This is a genomic window from Fischerella muscicola PCC 7414 (genome assembly GCF_000317205.1).
In the GTDB taxonomy this organism is placed as follows: domain Bacteria; phylum Cyanobacteriota; class Cyanobacteriia; order Cyanobacteriales; family Nostocaceae; genus Fischerella; species Fischerella muscicola.
This window is the reverse complement of the sequence record NZ_AJLK01000170.1, coordinates 36,863-57,778: the sequence shown is the minus strand read 5'-3', so window position 1 is coordinate 57,778 and position 20,916 is coordinate 36,863. Positions and strand designations below refer to the sequence as shown.

21 protein-coding genes and 1 pseudogene are annotated in these 20,916 nt (G+C 40.9%); 8 read left to right on the top strand and 14 right to left on the bottom strand.

Annotated features, from left to right (window positions below; translation table 11 throughout):
* A partial coding sequence (locus tag UYI_RS39335; protein ID WP_235148031.1) for a hypothetical protein occupies positions 1-207 on the top strand: 207 nt, incomplete at its 5' end.
* Between the two features lie 204 nt (positions 208-411).
* Positions 412-642 (top strand): annotated as a pseudogene (locus tag UYI_RS0127240) (amino acid transporter); the annotation flags it as partial.
* A 78-nt stretch (positions 643-720) separates the two neighbouring features.
* Here UYI_RS0127240 and egtD read toward each other — a convergent pair.
* From egtD to egtC, 4 genes are all read right to left on the bottom strand, one after another.
* Positions 721-1,761, bottom strand: a complete 1,041-nt coding sequence (gene egtD, locus UYI_RS0127235) for an L-histidine N(alpha)-methyltransferase (protein ID WP_016869848.1) — start codon at positions 1,759-1,761, stop codon at positions 721-723.
* A gap of 393 nt (positions 1,762-2,154) precedes the next feature.
* Entirely contained in the window at positions 2,155-2,577 is a 423-nt protein-coding gene (locus UYI_RS0127230; RefSeq protein ID WP_016869847.1) for a hypothetical protein, read from the bottom strand.
* A 946-nt stretch (positions 2,578-3,523) separates the two neighbouring features.
* A complete protein-coding gene (gene egtB / locus UYI_RS0127225; RefSeq protein ID WP_016869846.1) occupies positions 3,524-4,897 on the bottom strand; it encodes an ergothioneine biosynthesis protein EgtB in 1,374 nt (457 codons plus the stop codon).
* On the bottom strand, positions 4,872-5,660 hold the full coding sequence (gene egtC, locus UYI_RS0127220) for an ergothioneine biosynthesis protein EgtC (RefSeq protein ID WP_016869845.1): 789 nt from the start codon (positions 5,658-5,660) through the stop codon (positions 4,872-4,874). Before egtC ends, egtB begins: the two co-directional genes overlap by 26 nt.
* Before the next feature lie 238 nt (positions 5,661-5,898).
* Between egtC and UYI_RS39870 the strand changes: the two genes are divergently transcribed.
* Positions 5,899-6,309: a hypothetical protein gene (locus UYI_RS39870; protein ID WP_258003494.1), complete on the top strand. Its 411-nt coding sequence runs from the start codon at positions 5,899-5,901 to the stop codon at positions 6,307-6,309.
* Positions 6,310-6,327: 18 nt separating this feature from the next.
* A complete protein-coding gene (locus UYI_RS0127210) occupies positions 6,328-6,693 on the top strand; it encodes a DUF6717 family protein (protein ID WP_026086206.1) in 366 nt (121 codons plus the stop codon).
* Between the two features lie 80 nt (positions 6,694-6,773).
* On the opposite strand, the gene UYI_RS0127205 is transcribed toward UYI_RS0127210, so the two are convergent.
* The 5 genes from UYI_RS0127205 to UYI_RS38175 form a co-directional block, all read right to left on the bottom strand.
* On the bottom strand, positions 6,774-7,154 hold the full coding sequence (locus UYI_RS0127205) for a DUF423 domain-containing protein (protein ID WP_016869842.1): 381 nt from the start codon (positions 7,152-7,154) through the stop codon (positions 6,774-6,776).
* A 20-nt stretch (positions 7,155-7,174) separates the two neighbouring features.
* Entirely contained in the window at positions 7,175-7,660 is a 486-nt protein-coding gene (locus UYI_RS0127200; RefSeq protein ID WP_016869841.1) for a hypothetical protein, read from the bottom strand.
* A gap of 131 nt (positions 7,661-7,791) precedes the next feature.
* Positions 7,792-7,932 (bottom strand): hypothetical protein, encoded by a 141-nt coding sequence (locus tag UYI_RS39330; RefSeq protein ID WP_235148030.1) that lies wholly within the window; start codon positions 7,930-7,932, stop codon positions 7,792-7,794.
* Between the two features lie 237 nt (positions 7,933-8,169).
* A complete protein-coding gene (gene bchM, locus UYI_RS0127195; protein WP_016869840.1) occupies positions 8,170-8,856 on the bottom strand; it encodes a magnesium protoporphyrin IX methyltransferase in 687 nt (228 codons plus the stop codon).
* A 54-nt stretch (positions 8,857-8,910) separates the two neighbouring features.
* Positions 8,911-9,066 carry a hypothetical protein gene (locus UYI_RS38175; protein ID WP_016869839.1) on the bottom strand — a complete coding sequence of 52 codons (156 nt, stop codon included), beginning with the start codon at positions 9,064-9,066 and terminating at the stop codon, positions 8,911-8,913.
* A gap of 560 nt (positions 9,067-9,626) precedes the next feature.
* Between UYI_RS38175 and UYI_RS0127185 the strand changes: the two genes are divergently transcribed.
* Complete coding sequence (locus UYI_RS0127185; protein WP_035139054.1) at positions 9,627-10,751, top strand: LEVG family PEP-CTERM protein; 1,125 nt, start codon at positions 9,627-9,629, stop codon at positions 10,749-10,751.
* Positions 10,752-10,904: 153 nt separating this feature from the next.
* Here the strand turns inward: UYI_RS0127185 and nagA are convergent, their stop codons facing one another.
* On the bottom strand, positions 10,905-12,113 hold the full coding sequence (gene nagA / locus UYI_RS0127180; protein WP_016869837.1) for an N-acetylglucosamine-6-phosphate deacetylase: 1,209 nt from the start codon (positions 12,111-12,113) through the stop codon (positions 10,905-10,907).
* 168 nt (positions 12,114-12,281) lie between these two features.
* On the opposite strand from nagA, the gene purE reads away from it, so the two are divergent.
* A complete protein-coding gene (gene purE / locus UYI_RS0127175) occupies positions 12,282-12,800 on the top strand; it encodes a 5-(carboxyamino)imidazole ribonucleotide mutase (protein ID WP_016869836.1) in 519 nt (172 codons plus the stop codon).
* Positions 12,801-13,853: 1,053 nt separating this feature from the next.
* Positions 13,854-15,458, top strand: coding sequence for an ammonium transporter (locus UYI_RS0127165; RefSeq protein WP_016869834.1), 1,605 nt, complete (start codon positions 13,854-13,856; stop codon positions 15,456-15,458).
* A 39-nt stretch (positions 15,459-15,497) separates the two neighbouring features.
* Here UYI_RS0127165 and UYI_RS0127160 read toward each other — a convergent pair whose 3' ends face one another.
* Positions 15,498-15,776, bottom strand: coding sequence for a hypothetical protein (locus UYI_RS0127160; protein WP_016869833.1), 279 nt, complete (start codon positions 15,774-15,776; stop codon positions 15,498-15,500).
* 140 nt (positions 15,777-15,916) lie between these two features.
* Here UYI_RS0127160 and UYI_RS0127155 point away from each other — a divergent pair, with 140 nt between their 5' ends.
* On the top strand, positions 15,917-16,462 hold the full coding sequence (locus tag UYI_RS0127155; RefSeq protein ID WP_016869832.1) for a GAF domain-containing protein: 546 nt from the start codon (positions 15,917-15,919) through the stop codon (positions 16,460-16,462).
* Between the two features lie 105 nt (positions 16,463-16,567).
* Here the strand turns inward: UYI_RS0127155 and UYI_RS0127150 are convergent, their stop codons facing one another.
* The 3 genes from UYI_RS0127150 to UYI_RS0127140 all read right to left on the bottom strand — a co-directional run bounded on the left by UYI_RS0127150 (position 16,568) and on the right by UYI_RS0127140 (position 20,427).
* Entirely contained in the window at positions 16,568-17,776 is a 1,209-nt protein-coding gene (locus tag UYI_RS0127150; protein WP_026086205.1) for a 4-hydroxy-3-methylbut-2-enyl diphosphate reductase, read from the bottom strand.
* A gap of 142 nt (positions 17,777-17,918) precedes the next feature.
* Positions 17,919-18,746, bottom strand: a complete 828-nt coding sequence (locus tag UYI_RS0127145; RefSeq protein WP_026086204.1) for an SGNH/GDSL hydrolase family protein — start codon at positions 18,744-18,746, stop codon at positions 17,919-17,921.
* Between the two features lie 274 nt (positions 18,747-19,020).
* Positions 19,021-20,427 (bottom strand): ammonium transporter, encoded by a 1,407-nt coding sequence (locus tag UYI_RS0127140; protein WP_026086203.1) that lies wholly within the window; start codon positions 20,425-20,427, stop codon positions 19,021-19,023.
* Positions 20,428-20,916 lie beyond the last annotated feature (489 nt).

Sequence of the window (20,916 nt, the reverse complement as noted above, 5' to 3'; positions counted from 1 at the left end):
GCAGAAGGCAGAAGGCAGAAGGCAGAGGGCAGAAGGCAGAGGGCAGAAGGTTGGAAGTATCTATATCATGAACATTGGTACACAACTACACATGAAAATTCTTACCCCTTGTGCCATCTGCCATGCCACGTGCTACTCTGCGGGAAGCCGTCCTGCGGGCGTCTACAAGTCGGCGAAGCCGCCCAACGCAGTGGCTCCTCCGCATAGCTGCCTTATTTTCAAGACAGACGGTCATGTGATAAATCACACAACGAGGGAATGAAAACTGTCTTTCCTTCTGCCTTCTGCCCTCTGCATTATTTTCAAAACAGACGTTACTAAGCTAAAGATGTTTAACTGTGGAGAGAAAGGCGATCGCACAAACTCCAGTTATCATCTTTTTTAGTACGCGCCCTGATAGGAGTATTGTTGATGGCTGGGCCTATTATCCCGCCCGAACAACATCGCAAACTGGTGATGCGCTGGTTACTTAAAGAAGAACGCAGCGATAAAGGAGATCATTCCCAGCATCCTTGGTGGCAGGTAATGTGCCTGACGGGGGTAGATTATTTCTCAACGCTTGGGTATCAGCCTGGAATCGCTGCTATCGCTGCGGGGGCGTTATCTCCTCTAGCTACCTTGATTCTAGTTTTGCTGACGCTGTCCCGGTATTCATGTAGGGGGGTAGTTATCAGTTATCAAATTAAACTGGTTACTGTTAACTGTTAACTGATTCACGCCCTATCCCCGATCTTGCAACTGACACAGTAATAAGCCAAACAACTGGTTTTCGTCAGTCCATACTTTTTGCGGTACTAAATTCTTGGCTTTTAGTTCTTGCTGGATGCTGTTGAGGCTGAATTTACGGGAAATCTCGGTGCGGATAGTTTCACCTGGTTCAAAATGAACATTGAGTTTGAGAGTGTGTAATTCGACGGTTTGCGATCGCTTACTTTTGAGATGCATCTCAATTTGATGTTCAACTTCGTTATAAAATGCCCAGTGTTCAAATTGGGTGGTATCAAAATTACCCTGAAAACGCCAGTTGAGATGCTCTAACATATTCAAGTTAAATGCCGCTGTAACTCCTTGATTGTCGTTATAAGCGGCTTCCAGAATATGTTTTGGTTTTTGTAAGTCTACCCCCAATAAAAAATACTCTCCCACTTGCAAAGCAGCTTTGACTTGGGATAAAAACACATCACACTCTTGTGGATTCAAATTACCCAAAGTGCTACCAATAAAACAAATCATCCGACTGGGTAACTGGCTAGGCTCAATTTGAGAAAGTGCTAATTCGTAGGTTCCTGCCAGTGCGTAAACTTGTAGTGAGGGATAGTCTGCTAGTAGCGACAGCGCGCCACTTTCGAGCATACCAGCACTGACATCAATTGGTAGATAATGCAGAGGTAGTCCTTGTTGTTGGTAAGCATCTAGTAAAATCCTGGTTTTAGTAGAACTGCCACTACCCAGTTCAACTATTTCACAAGCGCCTGTGATTGCCGCAATTTCACTAGCACAGCTTTGCAAAATTTTTGTCTCAGTGCGTGTCAGGTAATACTCTGGTAACTCACAAATTTGCTCAAATAAATCGGAACCACGATCATCATAGAAATAACGCGGTGGTAGGGTTTTTGGTGTTTGAGTTAATCCCTTAACCACATCAGTTCCAGTACTAGAAGCAACAATCAAAATTGGTTCTAGCAAACGCTGTATTTGTAAGCGTTGTTCAATAGTTCTTTGAAAGTTACCCTTACTGCTGTCAGGTTTAGATATTGACATTCACCCTCCGTGTTTTTGCCGTGATAGGTTGCGATGCCGTATTGCAATAGCTTTAGCGATCGCTTTCCCCAAATGGCCTCTATTTATGTTAGCCAGTGAAACAAAAAGCCGCAGTGGATACAAGATGCTGATCCACTGGGATTTTCCCATGAAACAGGCTAATTTGCTCCAGAGGGAGTTTTGTTTCGTGCGTCAGATCCCCAACTTTTTTAAAAAGTCGGGGATCTATACCAGGTGAATTGCCGTTATGATCGCATCAACATCTTCAGGCGATTCCCGCTGCTGTTCCTGCATAGTACGTTGCTACTGAACCCATAACAGTAGTGGTTAGACAACGATCGCCCCATTTGCAACCAGATAAAGAAGCGATAGTTAGCATAATGCAGTTAAAAATTAGGGTAAAACAACAGAGGTTTCTTTACCATTGTTGTTTGCACTATTCAAAGGTGTAGCTGTACTCTCAGAAGGGGATTGGGTGTTTTTTGAACGGCGTGATGATTTCTGGCGTGGCTTACCTCCCGCCTGGACATATTGCAAGCTGTCTTTGCCATAACGAGTTGCCACACTCATTAACATCTTTTCAGAATAGCCGCTTAATTCTTCTTCAATGAGAGAGAGGCGACCTGCCATTTCATCCAGGGTAGAGAGTAAAGTGTTGTAAGTTAATAGCTGGTCTTGCAAGGTTTGGATACGGCTGTCATAATCTGTCAAATTCAAACCGTTGCCAAAATCTAGCGTCGGGCTAATCGATCGCATTCCGGCAATTCGACGGAGAGCTTTTTCGAGAGTAGGTGAACTGCGTTTTAGTCGTGCCATCAGATGCGCTCCTCAAAGAATTTATTGGATTACTTACTGTATGTACTGTAGCCAATGCAACAATAAACCTCTTTGAGAAATAATTCGGAAAAATAAAATGAAATTATTAATATCAATCTGATGATTTTTAGTTGTTTACACTGAAAGTATATTAAGAATAATTAAAAATAATACTTTCAAAAGCAAAACATACCTCGAAGTCATGTTGAAGTACTTGGAAGTCGTGTTGAAGTACTTGAAAGTCGTTTTGAGGTACTTGAAAGTCGTGTTGAGGTACTTAGAAACGATGTTGGAGTAATTCAAAGTCGTGTTGAGGTACTTTGAAATCGTGTTGAGGTACTTGGAAACGATGTTGAAGTAATTCAAAGTCGTGTTGAGGTACTTTGAAATCGTCTTGGAGTATTAGATGATGGGTTTCCCTAGCTTAACCCGACCAACGGCAAAGGCGATACCTTCGGTCAGCTTCACTAACACACTGAAAAGTATCATAAATAAAATTCAACTCTAAGTTCTTGCTAAATGTGCGATCGCCCTGAATCCTGCTTCTGCGGTAACTGATATCATTTCACAAAATTATTGCTACAAATCCTCCCCTTATCCTCCCAATACGGTTCGGATAAGACAAATCGATTGACATCTAAACCCTGTACCAGACGTGCCATGGCACGTCTCTACATTCCCAAATCATGACGAAAAATTCTTAATCGAACCGTATTGCTTCTCCTCCTTGTCTCCCTAGCTGCCAAATGCATCAAACTTATAGTGAAATGGTATGAGAACTCCCGATGCAATTCATATTGCAAAAGAACCCCACCCTAACCCTAAGTGAGATCAGGGAGGGAATTAAATCTTCCCCCCGTGAACGGGGGGATTGAGGGGGGTTTTCAGAATTCATGCAAGAGGTCTATTGTCTCTTTGTTGAGATTAAGCTGTATTAGGTGAGAAACTAGGGACAACATAAATCAAGGGAATTTTCACTTTTTGCACAGCGAAACCCCGCCAAAACTTGTTGTACACCAGGATGATACCAATTGCGAAAACTAGAACGCAGCGCCCAAGGACGGGTTGCCCAGCTACCACCTTTTAAAACGCAATGTTGACGGTCAAAATAAACCTGCGAGTACCCAATATAAGGGTAATACTGAAAGCCTTTATAACCATCAAACCAGGTAGCTGTCCATTCCCAGACATTGCCTAAAGTATCATACAAACCATAAGGGCTTTGTCCAGCAGGATAGGCATTTACTGGTGTTGTTTTGCCCATTTTTTGATCATGATTGCAATGTTCTGGTGTTGGTTGTGCATCTCCCCAAGCATAAGCGCGACGCTGATTAGTTCTAGCATCCCAGCTAGCTGCTTTTTCCCATTCGGCTTCTGTGGGTAAGCGCTTGCCAACAAACCGCGCGTAGGCTTCTGCTTCGTAATAACTAACACCACACACTGGGTGATTATCCCAGGTTAAATCTTCATGCCAGTACAAAGGTTGGGTTATTTTTGCTGTTTGCAACCATTCCCAGCCCTCCTTTGACCACCATTGGGGATTTTCATAACCTCCTGCTGCCATAAATGCCCGATATTGTCCACAAGTGACAGGGAAACGGTCAATATAGTATGTGTCTAGATATACTCGATGAGCAGGGCGTTCGTTATCCAAGGCATCTGGTGAATCATTACCCATCTCGAATTCGCCAGCGGGAATTTGGATCATCTCTTCGGGGTGATGGGGGGATGGGGAGGTGGGGTGATGGGGAACTCGGGGCCCCCACTCCCCTAAGGGAGTGGGGATTAGGGGCAGTGGGGTGATGGGGTGATGGGGGGATGGGAAGAACTTAGAATTATATTTTCCACATTTCCCTATTTCCTTATCTTTCAGCTTGCACATTTCCAATATAAAACAAATAATCTCGCTGTGTTGGCTTTCGTGTTGAAGTAAAAAGCGCCACAGAGGTGCTTCTGTTTCTAAATCTGTTACTTCTAAGTAATCGAAGACTTTTTCTCTCACTGTATTTAGGTAGTAACAAATTTCCTCTAAGTTGGGTAATTTGACGCGATCGCACTTTGGCAAGCCATCAGCAGCAAACAGCCGGCGATATTGAGGGAACATACAGGGTAAACCTGCACTGCGCTCAAGTAACCACAAAGATTCTGTGTAAGCAATATGACCCAAATGCCAACCCACAGGACTAAAATCAGGATGAGCTTGATGGCAAAAGGTAACTTCGTCCATACCCTCAAACAAAGTGAGAGTTTTGGCACGACACTGAGTAAAAGCCTGAAAAATTGTCTGTTTGAAACTAGATTTGCTCAATTCTGATATCACACTCTTCTCCCACACTGATAATGCTATTTTCTGGACAAGGTGTCCAATTACCTCCAAATAGTGGTTCTGAGGCTAAGATGACGGCATTGGGGAAAGTTGGATCATTAGCTGTCCAGTAAAGCGAGGGAGCAGGTGATTTTGTGCTAAAGCGAGAAGCAACAAGACTATTTCCATTACTGATAACTAGGTTGGCTGAGGCGTGGGTTTGATGAGTTAGCGCGATCTCTGTAAGTTTGAGCAAAGTTATATGTAGAGCCTGCTCGAGAGTTTTGCCTGGGTTTTTCTGCCATAGAGATAGCAGCAAAGCAAAGATATGCTCGGAATCAGTAGTTCCACTCACCCATTTATAAATTTCATCATTTAGCTGCTGGCTAATTGGTACATACAGTGTTTGCCGGAAATTTTCAATCCGACCATTGTGAATGCATAATAGACGTTGATACTGAAAAGGCTGACAGTTACTTAAATCGAGTGCTTGCCCTGCTGTAGCACTGCGAACATAGGAAAGAATACACCCTGACTCCACATAACGGCTGAGACTAGGTAGGTTAATATCATTCCAAATCGGCAGCGTATTTTTGTAGGTAAAAGGTTCGGTATCCCTTTGCACATGATACCAACCCACACCGAAGCCATCGGCGTTAACCACTCCAGATAGCATTTCGCGGGGTTGATAGCTCTGGACTATCAGCGAGTGTTCTGGTTCATACAACAGAGGTTCTAGAGAAACTGGTGAACCAAGGTAGGCTAATAAACGACACATTTTTTAGGAATGGACTCCCGATAACTGTAGAAATTAAGCTTTTTGCCTGAGAATTACCTGAAAATTATATAAATTTCTCATGATGTGGCGATCGCTCCATTTACCTATACCATCAGAGTATTTCTCTTTTTCTCAGTAAAAATTCGGTAAAGAAAGTGACTGTAATCATATTGACAATCTGAAAAACTGTATAAAATAACCAAATTTACATTAATTTTACCAATTACAAAAATATCCCATGTCTCAAAGAAAACTTCTAGGCTTCGAGTACAACAGAAGCCGACTATTGAGGTTTTTCTACCTCAACTTACCTTTAGCAACCATCATCTTGCTGGTTTGGATGAAAGCTGCAATGGCGCAAACTCCCAGCATCAAGCAAGAATTAAGTTCCCTCTGGCTATTAATTGCAGGTGCTTTAGTCTTCTTTATGAATGCTGGCTTTGCATTGTTAGAAACTGGCTTCTGTAGACACAACAACGCCACTAATGTCTTAGCAAAAAACCTCGTTGTTTTTTGTGCAGCAACATTAGCTTATTGGCTGTTTGGTTTTGGATTTATGTATGGCGTTAGTATATACAACTATGTAAATTTTTATATCTTATTTCAAGACTTCTCTATATTTTGCAGGTCTGAGATAACTAACCACTAACTAGAAATAAATAAATATATGACTAATTCAATAATGGTTATTTTCCCTTATCGGTATCACCAAACATGGGTTTTTGATGATGAGCATGTTGGACTATTTCAAGAACCCTTCGTTAGCGGTGTACCTGAGATGATTGATATGCTCGTGAAAGATATTCCCAATGTTGACGAAGGCTTTAAACTTTTGTTTTCTGCTGAGCCTTTTCCTGGCTATCAAGCAGAATTAGTTTGGTTGCAACAAGAGTATGGTGGTAACTGGTATCGCTGGAATGAAACTAATATGGAAGGATGGCTTTGTCCAGCATTGTTTAAATATTTTAGTGAACCACCAGAAAAAATATACTGTAATGCGGAAAGTATTTATAGTAATAAAGCTCTTGCATGAACTATTATTAAAATTACGAATGACGAACTAGAAAGGATTTTTTTATCCTTCATAATTCATCATTCATAATTCATCATTTTCTAGTACTTCAAATTCCAAGCAGCAAAAGCTAAAGCACACCAACCAGCGATAAAAGCTGCTCCCCCTAAGGGTGTAATTGCTCCTAAATATTTAACACCAGTTAAACTCAGAGCATATAAGCTGCCGGAGAAAATTGCAATCCCAATAATAAACAACCACCCACTAGCTACTAAACTAGGTGGGGGAGATTTGATGTGAAGTAATAATATTGCTACAGCCAACAATGCCAAAGCATGATACATTTGGTAGCGGGCGCCTGTTTCAAAAATTAAAAGCGATCGCTCACTAAGTCTTTCTCGAAGAGCATGAGAAGCAAAAGCTCCCGCAGCAACAGATAAACCACCTAAAATTGCTGCTAAGCTCAAAAATATTTGCGTCATAGAGTTTCCCAATCAATTCTTTAAAGGTCAAAATGATAGGAAATTCCCCCCTCTTCACTTATCTTATAATTAGCATTAAATACTTTGGCTTGTTCATCAAGATATTGCCTAGCGACTGGTGCTGGCAGATGAGATTGCATCGCAAAACCTAAAAGAGTTATACGTCCGTTATTTTCTTGAATCATCCGGTAAAAAGTGGATTGCAGATGTTCGCTAATCTGCTGTTCCAGCGCCTTTTTATCTTGCCGACTTTGACGATATAAACCTATTGCTAACCATCCTCCCAAAGCAAGGGTCGGAATGCCAAAAATAAGACCTTGCTTGGTGGTAAGATCAAGGGCATTATACGCTTCTGTTGAACGAAAATCTGGCGCCTCTTCGTCTATTCCTGGAGAAATATATTGAACCATCTTATGTTTTTCAATTGCTGCTGAGACTGATAAAGTCAAAAACATCAATCCCAGAGTTAGCAGCCAACCCGCAGCCAATTTTTCACCAGTCTTCATAGTTGTTAGTGGTTAGTTGTTGTAGAGACGTGCCATGGCACGTCTGTACATTGGTTAGTGGTTAGTTGTTATAGAGACGTGCCATGGCACGTCTGTACATCGGTTAGTGGTTAGTTGTTAGTGGTTAGTTGTTAGTGCTTGGTTTTTCCAAGCAACAAACAACAACCAACAACCAACAAATATACGGAAATTGTACCGCTATTTTCTTCGACCAGACGATAAAAGGTAGATTGCAGGCGATCGCTTAACAGCTTCTGGTGTTGTTTACGCATACTCCACACCAGCCATCCTCCATATGCTGTGGCTGGTAAGCCGAAAGCTAAACCGCTAATAATACCGTCTACCGATTCTTGCTGTTCCTGCGGAGTTTACTTTTGGTTGTAGGTAAGTATCTCAACAGCAGTGACAATAAAGCAGAAAAAACCAAATGTCAACAACACCCCAGCAGATACTTTTTTTAATAAATTTCATAACACGACAAGATGTAATATCTTGTCGCGATCTTAGCCTTACTTCCGCTTAGCTTCCAGTAAGCGGGAGAAATAAAAACGAGTACGTGTCATTGACTGGCGTTGCACAACAAAACCATTTTTCTCTAGGATCTTGACTACATCAGCCTCCCGGTGTAAATAAGCACGAGTCGCTTTACTTGGCCCCGGAAAGAAACTCCCAATTTTCTTTAGGATAGTCAAAGCACAGGTTTTAGGAGCAAAACTGAGAATTATTCGCGACTGTGCTAAAGAACAAAGGTGAGAAATCATCGCATCCGCTTTTTCTTGGGGATAGTGGATGAGAACATCCAAACAAATCACCGTATGGTAACTACCACTGAGAGTTTCCAAATCTTGAACAGCAAAAGTCAGATTTTCTGGATTTTTTAGGGTTAGAGAAGCTCTTTGTTTCCCTTCTTCTACCATTTTTTCAGAAATATCGCTGGCATAAACTTTTGCGCCTGCTTCTGCTAAGGGAATGCTGAGACTACCCACACCACACCCAGCATCGCAGATAGACAGCCCTGCTAAATTGTCATCTGCTTTTAGCCAGTCGAGTACTTTATCTACAGTTTGCTGATGCCCATTGCGGATATCTAGCTGGACTTTGTTGACTTCGCCATCGCCATATATACGTCTCCAACGGTCAAAACCGGTGGAATTGAAATATTCTTTAACAATTGTTTTATCGTCGGCTGCGTTCATGAAATTCAATTATCGAAGAGTATCCAATGCGTGACATCCTCCCGACGCTGACCGCTAGGCGGTACAGCGCGGGCTTCCAACTTCACAGTTAGACATTCCTGCCCCACGCCACTTATCTAGGTCATAGACCCCCGACAGACCGACTTGACAGGCTGTTTCCGTTCCCCAGAGTCCCTGGGCTACTACACTCAGCAAGCGGCGAGACTCCATGTATCCCGACGCTGATGCTTTGCTGCCCAGCGCGGGACTTATGTTCTCGCGCTCTTAGTAGTTAAAAGTATCATGCCTGTCCACTTGGAGGAGAGTGTGGGATTTTTTTGTACTTCAGCATCTCAATAATGAATCTGCAATTATTAACTCTAAATAAACACGGGTATGGGGGTTTAAGGGTGTGGGAGTGTAGGGGAGGAAAAAGTGTTTATTTTGTTTATTTTATTTGTAGCGGGTGGCACACCGCCCGTAGAGTGTTCTAAAGAAACACTTTGCATAAAAATACTGGGTACTGCTGTACTGCCTTTTGGTTGAGGAACTGTATTTTTAGTCTAAACCCGGTAAAAATTATTGGTTTTTACAACAAAATTGATTTTTATCTAGTATTAATGCTTAAATATTAGTGATTTATTATACAAATATATTTAATATAATAGCTATTTTAATTGCTCCGGAATAAATTCCTTTAAGACTTAGTGAATATTTTTTTAGTTTATTGATTAAGTTTTTTATCGAGGTTATTTGTAGATGAGCAAATGTTTTATCAATAGATTAGTTTTATGGTAAGAATAAAATTTTTCACGCATTTTATTGCGGCATCGAGCCTCGTATCTACTTTCTTATCTATGACATCGGTAGCTCATGCCTCTAGCTTAATTCCTAAAGAAGAAGGAGAAATTCAGTTAACAAACTTAGCATGTTTAAGCAATCAAAATCCTAAATGTATAGATACAGCTTTAGGTTCAAACGGCTACAAAGTTACTAGTTTAGAATTTGACAAACAATTTTCTGTGAGTCGTTTATTTGTTGATCAAAGAAACACTACCAACGATTACTCAAAGTTTGGTATTCAGTTTCTGGCAGACGATGAAGGCACTAATCCATCTATGGGAGAGTATTGGTTACGTCCAGTAGCATATACTGCACCTGTAGTTAAGAAAGACATTAAAACCTCTACTTCCACACAGAAAAATCTGAATGCACCCGAGGGTGCTACTGTAGGAACCAAGACTAATACAACAGCACCAAAACAAACTACTACTACGCGCTCTGATGGCACACAAGTAATTACGGAAGAAATAATCGAAACAACCATAACTACTAGGCAAATTATGGTTGATCAAAAGACAACTCAAACTGTTTATAACGAAAAAACAAAAAAATACGAGACAAAAACAGTTACTGTTAAAGTGCCTAAGTTAGTACAAGATGTTACTACTAAAACTACTACTCAAACAACTACAATTACACCAGGAAAGCCTGTTGAAAATGGAAGATTAGAAGTCGGTAGATTCAAATTTGAATTTAATAATCCTTTGGCTGGTATAAAACTCAACTTTTTTGATGTCGAAGATTTTAATTACACTGGCATATTGAGCTATACCAATTCTCAAGGTCAAAATATTTATGTTTCAGAAATGTTAACTGGACTCCTTGATAAAAAAGGGAAGATTATAGATGGAACTATCCAATCTTTAACTTTAAAGGATGTAAAATCTTTTGTGGTGCAACTGGGTAATCCTGGTAAAAAATATGGCTATCAAAGTATTTTCAGTTCAACTGGCGATGGTGTGCGCTTTCAGCTAGAAACTGTGCCAGAACCCAGCACTTTAGCTGGTTTGGGAACTTTAGCTATTCTGGGAATTTTAGGTAGTAGCCAGTTGAAGCGAAAAACTAGCTGTTGATATAGACTTCTTGCATGAATCCTAAAAACCCCCTCAATCTCCCCGTTTACGGGGAGAAGACAGGAAAAAACTTTTAATATTGGAGGGTTGAGTGGGGTAAAAAATATTTGTGCAAGAGGTCTAATATAAGAAAAATCGTTAGTACTCCAACTACTAATTACCCGTTACCAACCTCTGCCAAGTTAATTCTCTACTAGATTCATCCAAGTGCCAGCGTAATAATTGGCTAGCAGAAGCACCAACTATACTTTCTGATAAACCGATCGCTTTTCTAGGTGCATCTGTAGCAAGTGCGATCGCCACCTCTACATCACATATTCCCCACTTCACCAAGTTTTGCACTCCCACCAATAAAGGCAAAGTCGTCCCTGATAAAGTACCATCCGGTAGTCGTGCTGTACCAGCTTTAACTTCTATGTGTCGATTATCCCAAGGATAGATACCATCAGGTAGCCCCAAAGGTGACAAAGCATCGCTAACTAGAAAAAGTCCTTTTTCATAACGACTAGCACGCAGCAATATATCTAGCATTGTTGGTGAAACATGTTGTCCATCAGCAATAAAACCACACATCACCTCCGGATGAGTAATTGCTGCCCCTAATAATCCTGGTTCACGATGGTGTAGTGGCAGCATGGCATTGAAAGCATGAGTCACCATCGTTGCACCCACCTCAAAAGCTTGTTGTGCCTGTGCTGCTGTTGCTTGCGAATGTCCTAAACTGACAGTGATACCTAAAGAACGCAAGTAAGGAATTACTTCACCTGTTGCATCTAACTCTGGGGCAAGAGTAACAACTTTGACAATATCAGCATAATCCCCTAACACCCGCTTGACTTCATCTATTGTTAAAGGCAATAAGTACTCAGCGGGGTGGGCGCCGCGTTTGTGAAAATTTAAAAATGGCCCCTCAAGATGAACTCCCAGAATTCGTGATCGCCAGAGATGTAAATTCTCGCCATTTGCCATAAACTTAGTAATCACAGCAAGCGATCGCTGAATATTTTCTACCCCAGTTGTCACCAAAGTAGGTAAAAAAGCATCTACTCCCACATTCCACAAAAATTCGCAGATTTTTGGCAATATATGAGCATTTTCCGTTTGCAATTCTGGAAATGCTAACCCCAATGCACCGTTAATCTGCAAATCAACACCACCCAGCGAAATCCAATCACCTTTGACATCTAACACTTGTAAGTCTGCTGGTGGAACTCTTTTAAAGACTGTATAAATTGGTAAGATACGTTCAATCATACCTTGGCGATTCACAAGCAGCATTTGCAAATCTTTATAACCAGGTACTCGTGCGTTAATAATGTCTATAGGAAAGGGATCGGGAGTCGGGGATTGGGGATGGAGCATTAGAATTTGCAATTATTTCTGAGTTAGATTTTAGGGTGAATCACAAATTACGTAGCTAAATGAGATGATAATCTCTACCAAAGTAACCAGAAACTACAAGTTAGAGAAGAAAAAAGTCAAAATAAAAATCTTTAACTTTTACCCAATCCCCAATCCCTATTACTATCTATGACTCAACCTCTTGTCGGTATTATTATGGGCAGCGATTCCGATTTACCTACCATGCAAGGTGCGATCGCTGTTTGTGAAGATTTTGGTGTTGCTGTTGAAGTTGCGATCGTCAGCGCTCATCGTACACCAGAACGAATGGTGGAATATGCCAAGTCTGCCCACGAACGGGGTATTAAGGTTATTATTGCTGGTGCGGGTGGTGCTGCCCATCTCCCTGGCATGGTTGCATCTCTAACTCCCCTACCTGTGATTGGTGTTCCTGTACCTAGCCGTCATTTACAAGGTGTTGATTCTTTGTATTCTATTGTACAAATGCCTGCGGGTATTCCGGTTGCCACAGTAGCGATCGGCAATGCAACAAATGCTGGACTATTAGCTATACAAATTATTGCCACACAACAGATAGATTTACTGAAAAAAATACAAAATTACCGCCAAAATCTATGTGAATCGGTAATGGCAAAGCAAGCTAAATTAGACCAAATGGGCTATGAACAGTATTTGAAACAAATGTAGAGGCTTGTAATATCTTAGTTTCATTTTATACGTTTCAATACTAAAATTAAAAATTTTTTCTACAACTTTATGTATTGAATAATACTAAATGTGTTTTTTATTTCAACACTTAAAGTGTTGAAAATAACATAAACCTACATAAAAATCACTTTCAAATGTAAGCACAACTTTAAATATTTTTAATATTTTTTCAAATTTCTCGCTTAGCTTTAAAAAACATTGATACAGCTAAAGAATGCCAACCTAAGGCTGAAATCGAGATATGTATTGATAGAAAAATCAAGAAAAACTGTATTTAATGTTACAGAAATCCAGAAGTATAAGTTTAAAAATATACAATCTAACAAAAGAAATCTTTCGTAGATTTACAAAAACACTTCATAACCTCAGTCCCATGAAACCTGTGGAAACATTTGTCTGTGGTGTCTGTTAATTGCAAAAACAACAAATTTGTTGGGATTAGCAAATTTTTCTTCAATCAAGGTGTCAGTTGTAAACGTAGATAAAGTTCATAGTGCGTTTTCCTAGCAGAGTATGTGTAATGGTTGAGAAAAGTTTGACAAAATTAATAATTGCCACTGTTGCTTTTTTGCTCAATTTACCTTATAAGGTAAGGCAAAATTTAAAAAAAGCTTGAATTCGGGTTAGCTATTTTTTACGGTAGTTTGAGTGAATTCAAAAAAAATTTTTTACTTGCTACCGTATTTTTAGTGGAATTTTTCGCCAAAATTATGCTTACATAGGCAAAAATTATTTTCTTTGAAAGTAAAAAATTAAAGAGTCAGTGAAGGGTACTTGACTGTTGATGAAAGTACATAATAATAATTTCTTAAGAATGTATGTAGTATCACCAAAGTTAATGCTTACTTCTTGAATTCAACTTGGGTTATTGGATTCTCAAATTTACAAATAACACCTTACTAAAAATTGAGAATCAGCGAGTTTTAATAGCAAACTTGTGTAATAGATAATATCAATAACCACTTGCTTAGCTTTGGGAGAGCGCTCTTTCTGCTTAACGTATTTTCTCTGTTAAGGACGGTTTAGAGCATGATGTTAAAGAACAAAAAAAAATCGAAAGCAAAACATAGGCGACAGTCTAGAAACTGGAATGCCTACAAAACACAATCAAACTCAATTGTCAATCAAATTTTTTGGGTGATTCAGCGCTTGTCTCCCAGTTGGCAAGCTTGTATTCCCATAGCTTGTTTAATTGTGCTGAGTTGGGGTTATGTAGCTGTTGCTCAAACTCCTGCTCCTGCTGGTCCAACCACAGCTGACTTAAAGGTTGCACTTGACACTTTGTGGGTTGCGATCGCTGCTTTTTTAGTGTTTTTCATGAACGCTGGTTTCTGTATGTTAGAAACCGGCTTGTGCCGTCAGAAAAACGCTGTGAATGTTCTTGCCAAAAATCTCATTGTATTTGCTTTGGCTACCGTTGCTTTTTGGGCGATCGGTTTTGGCTTGATGTTTGGCAATGGCAATGACTTTATTGGCTTAAGTGGATTTTTCTTGCAAGGGGCTGATAACAGTCCCGCAACTGGAGATGCTTATAAAGGAGTTTTTAGCGCTCTCAACTGGACTGGCGTTCCCCTAGCTGCCAAATTTTTATTCCAGCTAGTATTTGCCGGAACAGCAGCAACGATCGTATCCGGTGCTGTTGCTGAACGTATTAAATTCGTTGACTTCCTCATTTTCAGCCTCTTACTTGTGGGTATTTCCTACGCCATAACCGGACACTGGATTTGGGGCGGTGGCTGGCTTTACAAAGCTGGTTTCTTTGATTTTGCTGGTTCTACGGTAGTTCACTCCGTAGGTGGTTGGGCAGCTTTGATGGGAGCCGCATTACTTGGGCCTCGCCTTGGTAAATATCAGGATGGACAGACTGTTGCCATTCCCGCTCACAATATGAGCATAGCCACCTTAGGCTGTTTAATTTTGTGGTTGGGCTGGTTTGGATTTAACCCTGGTTCCGTAATGGCTGCTGATGCCAACGCCATCACCCACATCGCCCTGACTACTAACATGGCAGGTGCTGTTGGTGGTATCGCTGCCACAGTGACAGCTTGGCTATATTTGGGTAAGCCAGACCTATCCATGATTATCAATGGTATTTTGGCTGGCTTGGTGGCGGTCACTGCACCTTGTGCTTATATCACTATTGGCAGTTCTTTCATTATTGGTTTAATTGCCGGAGTCATAGTTGTTTTCGCAGTCACCTTCTTTGACAAAATCAAAATAGATGACCCCGTGGGAGCGATCTCAGTACACCTAGTCTGCGGTATTTGGGGAACTCTAGCAGTTGGTCTATTTGCTGTTGGCCCCGGTGTAGCAGACTTTCCTTGGTACACAGAAGGTCTTGGCCCAGCCAGGGGTTTATTTGCAGGTGGCGGCTTAGGGCAGTTCTTCACTCAGTTAATTGGTGTTCTGTCTGTAGGTGGTATGACTGTTCTCCTCAGCACCATATTCTTCTTGGTACTCAAAGCTACTTTAGGCATCAGAGTATCTCGTGAAGAAGAAATAGAAGGTCTGGATATCGGTGAACACGGCATGGAAGCCTACAGTGGGTTCCTGAAAGAAGCAGATGCTGGTAGATTCACTGAGCCTAGCAGCCCCAGAGGAATCTCACACTCTGGAGATTTACCTACAAGCCTGTAATTGTTGATTTATTTAGTTTTGGATAATTAATGCCAACCCCTAGTAGCTTTGCTTTTGAAAAAGGGGTTGGTTTTTTGATTGCAGAAGTGGGTAGTTATACCGTTTTACAATCAGTATTTGATCTGAGGGGGTGACAAGGGGGATGTAACTTAGGCTTGGCTTGCCTTTCACTTTAATCACTGCTGAAAAGATGAGAATTAATTGAGCGCGATCGCGCTTTGTGAAAATAGGAGTTTTGAGTGCTGATGAATAAGAAAAATCTTGCTGTTGCTTTTTATCTTTGAGGGCGTCCGTCACCTGAAAGGCTTGCCCTGCCACAAGTTGACTGCGGTTGTCACCCCCTCAGGTATTTGATATATAGCATTCCTCAATCATTCGTGACAGACAAGATCCTCGACTTCTCTAAGAAGTCGGGGATCTGGGCTTTACGACTCTCACAAATCAGATAGGATTGCTATATGACTGATTTAATTTTGCCAAAAGCGATAAAAAGCGTTCTAGACGGACATAGTAAGCCAGATTCTGTCTTTGCTGCGTTACTTCCGGTACTTGGGGAAGTTTTGCAATGCGATCGCTGTTTTCTTTATCTGAGAAATCCTCAAACTAAGCTGGGTAAAATCGCCCATTGGTGGCGGCGTAATCAACAAATACCAGAGATTACAGACACCGACTGGAGATCAGAACCGGAGTCGTTACCAAAAGAAGACCCCTTATTCGCAGCCGCTTTACGAACCGATCCTTCTGTTTATGTCGAAGATGTGGAAACCGCCAGCCCAGAGGTTGTTAATAAAGAATTTGAGCATCAAAATTTTGGACATCGGGCGTTAATTCATGCTCACTTATGTCAAGACGGTCAACTGTGGGGTATTTTACAACCAGAAATTTTTGGTCAAAAGCGAATTTGGTCAGCATTTGACCGCGCCATTATTACTCAACTGGAAACTAAATTGACACCCTTGGCAGTTGCCTATATTCAAGCAGCCAATCCATCTAAATTTATTTGATGTAAACGAGTAATCTATCTACGATCACAGTCCTAAACTCTCACGTCAAAAACAATAGCTGTGACTTATCTTGATAAATCACAGCTTCATGTCTCGAAAATCAAATCAGGCGATAGCCACTATTGATTTTAATTCAAATATCTTTTCAATTACATCTTCTACTACCTTATCAGGTGTAGAAGCACCAGAAGTTACACCGATAACAATTTCTCCATCAGGCAACCAGTTGTTTGTAATTTCCAAATTGCCATTTAATAATCGATGTTCGATGCGATTTTCAAATAGAATTCTATCAACACTATCAATATGGTAAGAAGCAATTCCACGCTCAAAAGCTATTTGTTGTAATTGGGTAGTGTTTGATGAATTAAACCCACCAATTACAATCATTAAATCTAGCTTTTGTTCTACCAATTCTAACATGGCATCTTGCCGTTCTTGAGTAGCATCACAGATAGTATTAAAGCTTTGGAAATGGTCATTTAAATTGGCTGGCCCATACTTTTGCATCATAGTATGTTCAAACAGCTTGCCAATTTGCTCAGTTTCACTTTTGAGCATTGTAGTTTGGTTGGCAATGCCAATCATTTCTAAATCTTTGTCGGGGTCAAATCCTAGTGAGCAAGCTTTACTGAATTTAGCAAGAAATTCTTCTCGATTTCCACCATGCAAAATGTAGTTAGCTACGTATTCTGCCTCTTTTAAATTCAAAACAATGAGATATTTTCCTGCAAAAGAACTAGTGGCGATTGTTTCTTCATGCTTATATTTACCATGAATAATTGAGGTATATTCACGCTTTTTATGCTTCTCAACTGTATTCCAAACCTTTGATACCCAAGGACAAGTGGTATCAACGATTTTGCAGCCTTTGTCATTAAGTATCTGCATTTCTTGAACGCTGGCGCCAAAAGCGGGTAAGATCACAACATCACCAGTTTCCACAACCGAAAAGTCTTTTTTCCCTGCTGTGACTGGGATGAATTCTACTTTCATTTCCCGCATCCGTTGGTTAACAGAAGGATTATGAATAATTTCATTAGTAATCCAAATGCGTTCTGTGGGGAAGTGCTTACGAGTTTCATAGGCCATAGCCACAGCACGTTCTACACCCCAACAAAAACCAAAAGCTTCGGCGAGTCGAATTGTTACATCACCTCGGGTGAGGGTGTAATTATTATTCCGTATTTGCTGAATTAGCTGACTTTGATATTCTGACTGCAATTGGGTGGCAACTTCTTCTTGATGACCAAACCCTTTACGATGATAATTTTCAGAATGTTGAAGTGAACGTTTAAAAGCTTTAGTATCCATTGTTTTTTCAACAAAAATCACTCTTTCACATTTTCTCGCGCCGAGGCACTGTTGTGGTGGGGAGATGGGGAGATTGGGAGGTGGGGAGAATATAGAATTAAGTTCCCCCCATCACCCCATCCCCCTATCACCCCATCTTCTTCTAGCGCCCACCTTCTAGTTCCATCTGGCTATATAATTGCAAGGCAGAACTCCAAACTAAATAACCCTGAGAATTGAGATGTAAGCCGTCGGTGCTTAATTCGGGACGAAGATTACCCTGGTTGTTGACAAATAGGGGATGTAAGTTTAAATATTTGACGCCTTCTGTTCTCGCGATAGTTTGCAGTTGCTGATTCAACTGACGAATGCGACTATTGGAAATAGCTAGTAATTTTTCTCGCCCTTCCCAATTTGCTTGTTCTCCTCCGTGTGGCAATATAGACTGAATAACTATTTGTGTCTGGGGATGCACCTGACGCAGGTAACGCATGATTCGCCGATGGTTTTCTAAAATTATCTCATCGTCCTTGCCCTGGATTAGGTCATTAATACCGATCATCACAAAAATTGTTTCTGGTTGAGTGTGGTCAAACAGTTTTAATCTTTTTAATAACCCAGTGCTATTTTCTCCGGAAATACCTTGGTTTAACCAGTTCCTAGTTTCGGGTAATAGTTCAGGAGGAAACCACAAACTTAAGGAATCTCCAGCAATTACAGTGAGATGATCTGGACGTTTTTCAGCAGCGACTTTCGCTTCTTGTTGGAGAATATCTACCCATTGTTGATAATTGAGTTGATGACGATTACCCAACTCTGGCGTGGGTTGTGATGAAGCATTCGCATTAGCGTGATTTGGCAATATATTCGCGAAAAAAGCAGTCACCCCCCGCTGTCGCCAGATTAGCAGGATGACCGCTAGCAAAAGTATGCCGTTGGTAATCAGCGAGATAATTGCCCAGGTAGGAGAAGTTTTTGCAGAAGTGGACACGATTGTGGGGAGTATACCAAATCTTGTAGTACCAGATTTTATACTGTTGGCGTCCACAAAATGTTACTGATACCAATTCAATTAATGATTGCAACACATCCTTTGGATAAAGACGCGATGAATCGCGTCTCTACAAGATGGCCTATCTGTCGCATTCTTTTGGCGAATTGGTATGAGTTGAAATAGGGGTTGGGGATTGGGGAATAAGGGATAAGAAGGGCAAGGGAGAACTATATAAATGCCCATTTCAAGTATTGTTAATACCCCATCATGACTACTTATCACTAACGGAAATGCGATCGCCAAATTCTTCGTTATAACCTTCTTCACCGTGTTCGCTGATATCCATACCTTGCATTTCTGCTACTTCTTTCACACGTAGACCAACTGTGGCATCAATCAGCTTGAGAATGACGAAGGTTCCCACACCCGCAACAACATAGGCAATAGCAATTGCTGCTAGTTCAACTAGTAATTCTCTGGGATTACCGTAAAGTAAGCCATTTTTCCCGGCGGAGTTTACTGCGGTGGTAGCAAAAACTGCTGTCAAAATTGCACCTACCGTTCCACCCACGCCATGTACAGGATAAGTATCTAGGGCGTCATCAATTTGTATTTTGTGCTTAAAGCTAACAGCATAAAAGCAAACAAAAGTCGTGATACTGCCAATTAAAATTGCTGCTAGTGGTGTGACAAAGCCTGCGGCGGGAGTAATACCTACTAAACCAGCAACTGCTCCTGTAGCTGCACCAACTGCGGTTGGTTTACCACGTAGAACTTTTTCTAAAATCAACCAAGTTAATGCTGCTGCTGCTGCCGAAGTATTAGTGTTAACAAAAGCTATTGTAGCTAAGCTACCTGAAGCAAGAGCGCTACCAGCATTAAAGCCAAACCAACCAAACCATAACAACCCAGCACCTAACAAAATGAAGGGAACGTTGTGAGGAGGGCTAAGACGATCAGGATAGGTTTTGCGAGGGCCAAGAACGATCGCAGCCACTAGGGCAGAAACCCCAGAACTAATATGAACAACTGTACCACCTGCAAAGTCGAGGGCGCCCAAGCCGCCTGCTAAGCCAATGAACCCACCTTTCCCCCATACCATATGAGCCAGAGGAGAGTAAACAAAAGTAGACCACAGCAGTACAAATAAACTATAAGCAGTGAAGCTCATTCGTTCAGCGATCGCCCCAGAGATCAACGCTGGGGTGATGATGGCAAACATGGCTTGGTAAATCATGAATGCTAGATGTGGAATTGTTGGTGCATAAGACAGGATCTCTGGAGGATTCGACCCTTTGAGATAATCTGTAAGTTCTGTGCCAACACCATTCAAACCCAGCCACTGTAAACCACCAATAAAGGGATTTCCAGGCGCAAAGGCAAGGCTATAGCCCCACAAAATCCAAGTTACTCCCACAACTCCCATAAGTACGAAGCTCATCATCAACGTATTGAGAACGTTGCGAGAACGTACGAATCCACCATAAAAAAAGGCAAGTCCAGGAGTCATTAGCAATACTAAAGCTGCTGATATCAGCATAAATGCTGTATCCGCAGCAGTTTGAGCATTAGAAATTGCTGCATTAACATCAACGGGTGCAGCCAAAGCATTGCCTATGAGAGGTCCTGCTAGAAGCACTAGGGCGATCGCCCCAATCATCACAACTTTCTTCAACACTTGTTTTTTGTCCCTTTTCGCCAACATTTCAAGACTATTACGTACATTCATTTGAGTAACTTTTAATACGATTTTCTGTATTAAAATTGACCCAAATTTAGTAAGTTTTGAGACATTCCTCAAAATATACTTCTTTTAGTAGTTGGCAAAAAATAAATTTTTATGCATCTATGTATGTTTTGCATAGTTTTCATATAAGACAAAAAAGTGAGAAATAAAGAGATTAGAAGAGTAATTAAGTATTATTATCTCAATTAAAAAATATGTAGATTTTACATAAAATAGTTTTATAAAGTCTAACCAGTAAGTAAGACTAGAAGATTGAGAGTAATTTTTTTGAATAAACTTTAAGTAGCTTTGACGAAATGCGTACTACTCGACCACATAAGTTCTGACTCTTTGCGAGTGGCTAGATCCCCGACTTTTTTAAAAAGTCGGGGATCTGGCAGCCTATCAAAATCAATATGGTTGAGTAGTACATCACAACGC

What these genes read in the sequence shown, in the direction of transcription:
- UYI_RS0127185 (WP_035139054.1), top strand. Translation starts at nt 9,627, where the DNA reads ATGGTAAGAATAAAATTTTTCACGCATTTTATTGCGGCATCGAGCCTC.
- UYI_RS0127210 (WP_026086206.1), top strand. Translation starts at nt 6,328, where the DNA reads ATGACTAATTCAATAATGGTTATTTTCCCTTATCGGTATCACCAAACA.
- UYI_RS39870 (WP_258003494.1), top strand. Translation starts at nt 5,899, where the DNA reads ATGTCTCAAAGAAAACTTCTAGGCTTCGAGTACAACAGAAGCCGACTA.
- UYI_RS0127165 (WP_016869834.1), top strand. Translation starts at nt 13,854, where the DNA reads ATGTTAAAGAACAAAAAAAAATCGAAAGCAAAACATAGGCGACAGTCT.
- nagA (WP_016869837.1), bottom strand. Translation starts at nt 12,113, where the DNA reads ATGCTCCATCCCCAATCCCCGACTCCCGATCCCTTTCCTATAGACATT.
- egtD (WP_016869848.1), bottom strand. Translation starts at nt 1,761, where the DNA reads ATGTCAATATCTAAACCTGACAGCAGTAAGGGTAACTTTCAAAGAACT.
- UYI_RS0127205 (WP_016869842.1), bottom strand. Translation starts at nt 7,154, where the DNA reads ATGACGCAAATATTTTTGAGCTTAGCAGCAATTTTAGGTGGTTTATCT.
- UYI_RS39330 (WP_235148030.1), bottom strand. Translation starts at nt 7,932, where the DNA reads ATGCGTAAACAACACCAGAAGCTGTTAAGCGATCGCCTGCAATCTACC.
- UYI_RS0127155 (WP_016869832.1), top strand. Translation starts at nt 15,917, where the DNA reads ATGACTGATTTAATTTTGCCAAAAGCGATAAAAAGCGTTCTAGACGGA.
- egtC (WP_016869845.1), bottom strand. Translation starts at nt 5,660, where the DNA reads ATGTGTCGTTTATTAGCCTACCTTGGTTCACCAGTTTCTCTAGAACCT.
- UYI_RS0127150 (WP_026086205.1), bottom strand. Translation starts at nt 17,776, where the DNA reads ATGGATACTAAAGCTTTTAAACGTTCACTTCAACATTCTGAAAATTAT.
- bchM (WP_016869840.1), bottom strand. Translation starts at nt 8,856, where the DNA reads ATGAACGCAGCCGACGATAAAACAATTGTTAAAGAATATTTCAATTCC.
- UYI_RS38175 (WP_016869839.1), bottom strand. Translation starts at nt 9,066, where the DNA reads ATGGAGTCTCGCCGCTTGCTGAGTGTAGTAGCCCAGGGACTCTGGGGA.
- UYI_RS0127230 (WP_016869847.1), bottom strand. Translation starts at nt 2,577, where the DNA reads ATGGCACGACTAAAACGCAGTTCACCTACTCTCGAAAAAGCTCTCCGT.
- UYI_RS0127200 (WP_016869841.1), bottom strand. Translation starts at nt 7,660, where the DNA reads ATGAAGACTGGTGAAAAATTGGCTGCGGGTTGGCTGCTAACTCTGGGA.
- purE (WP_016869836.1), top strand. Translation starts at nt 12,282, where the DNA reads ATGACTCAACCTCTTGTCGGTATTATTATGGGCAGCGATTCCGATTTA.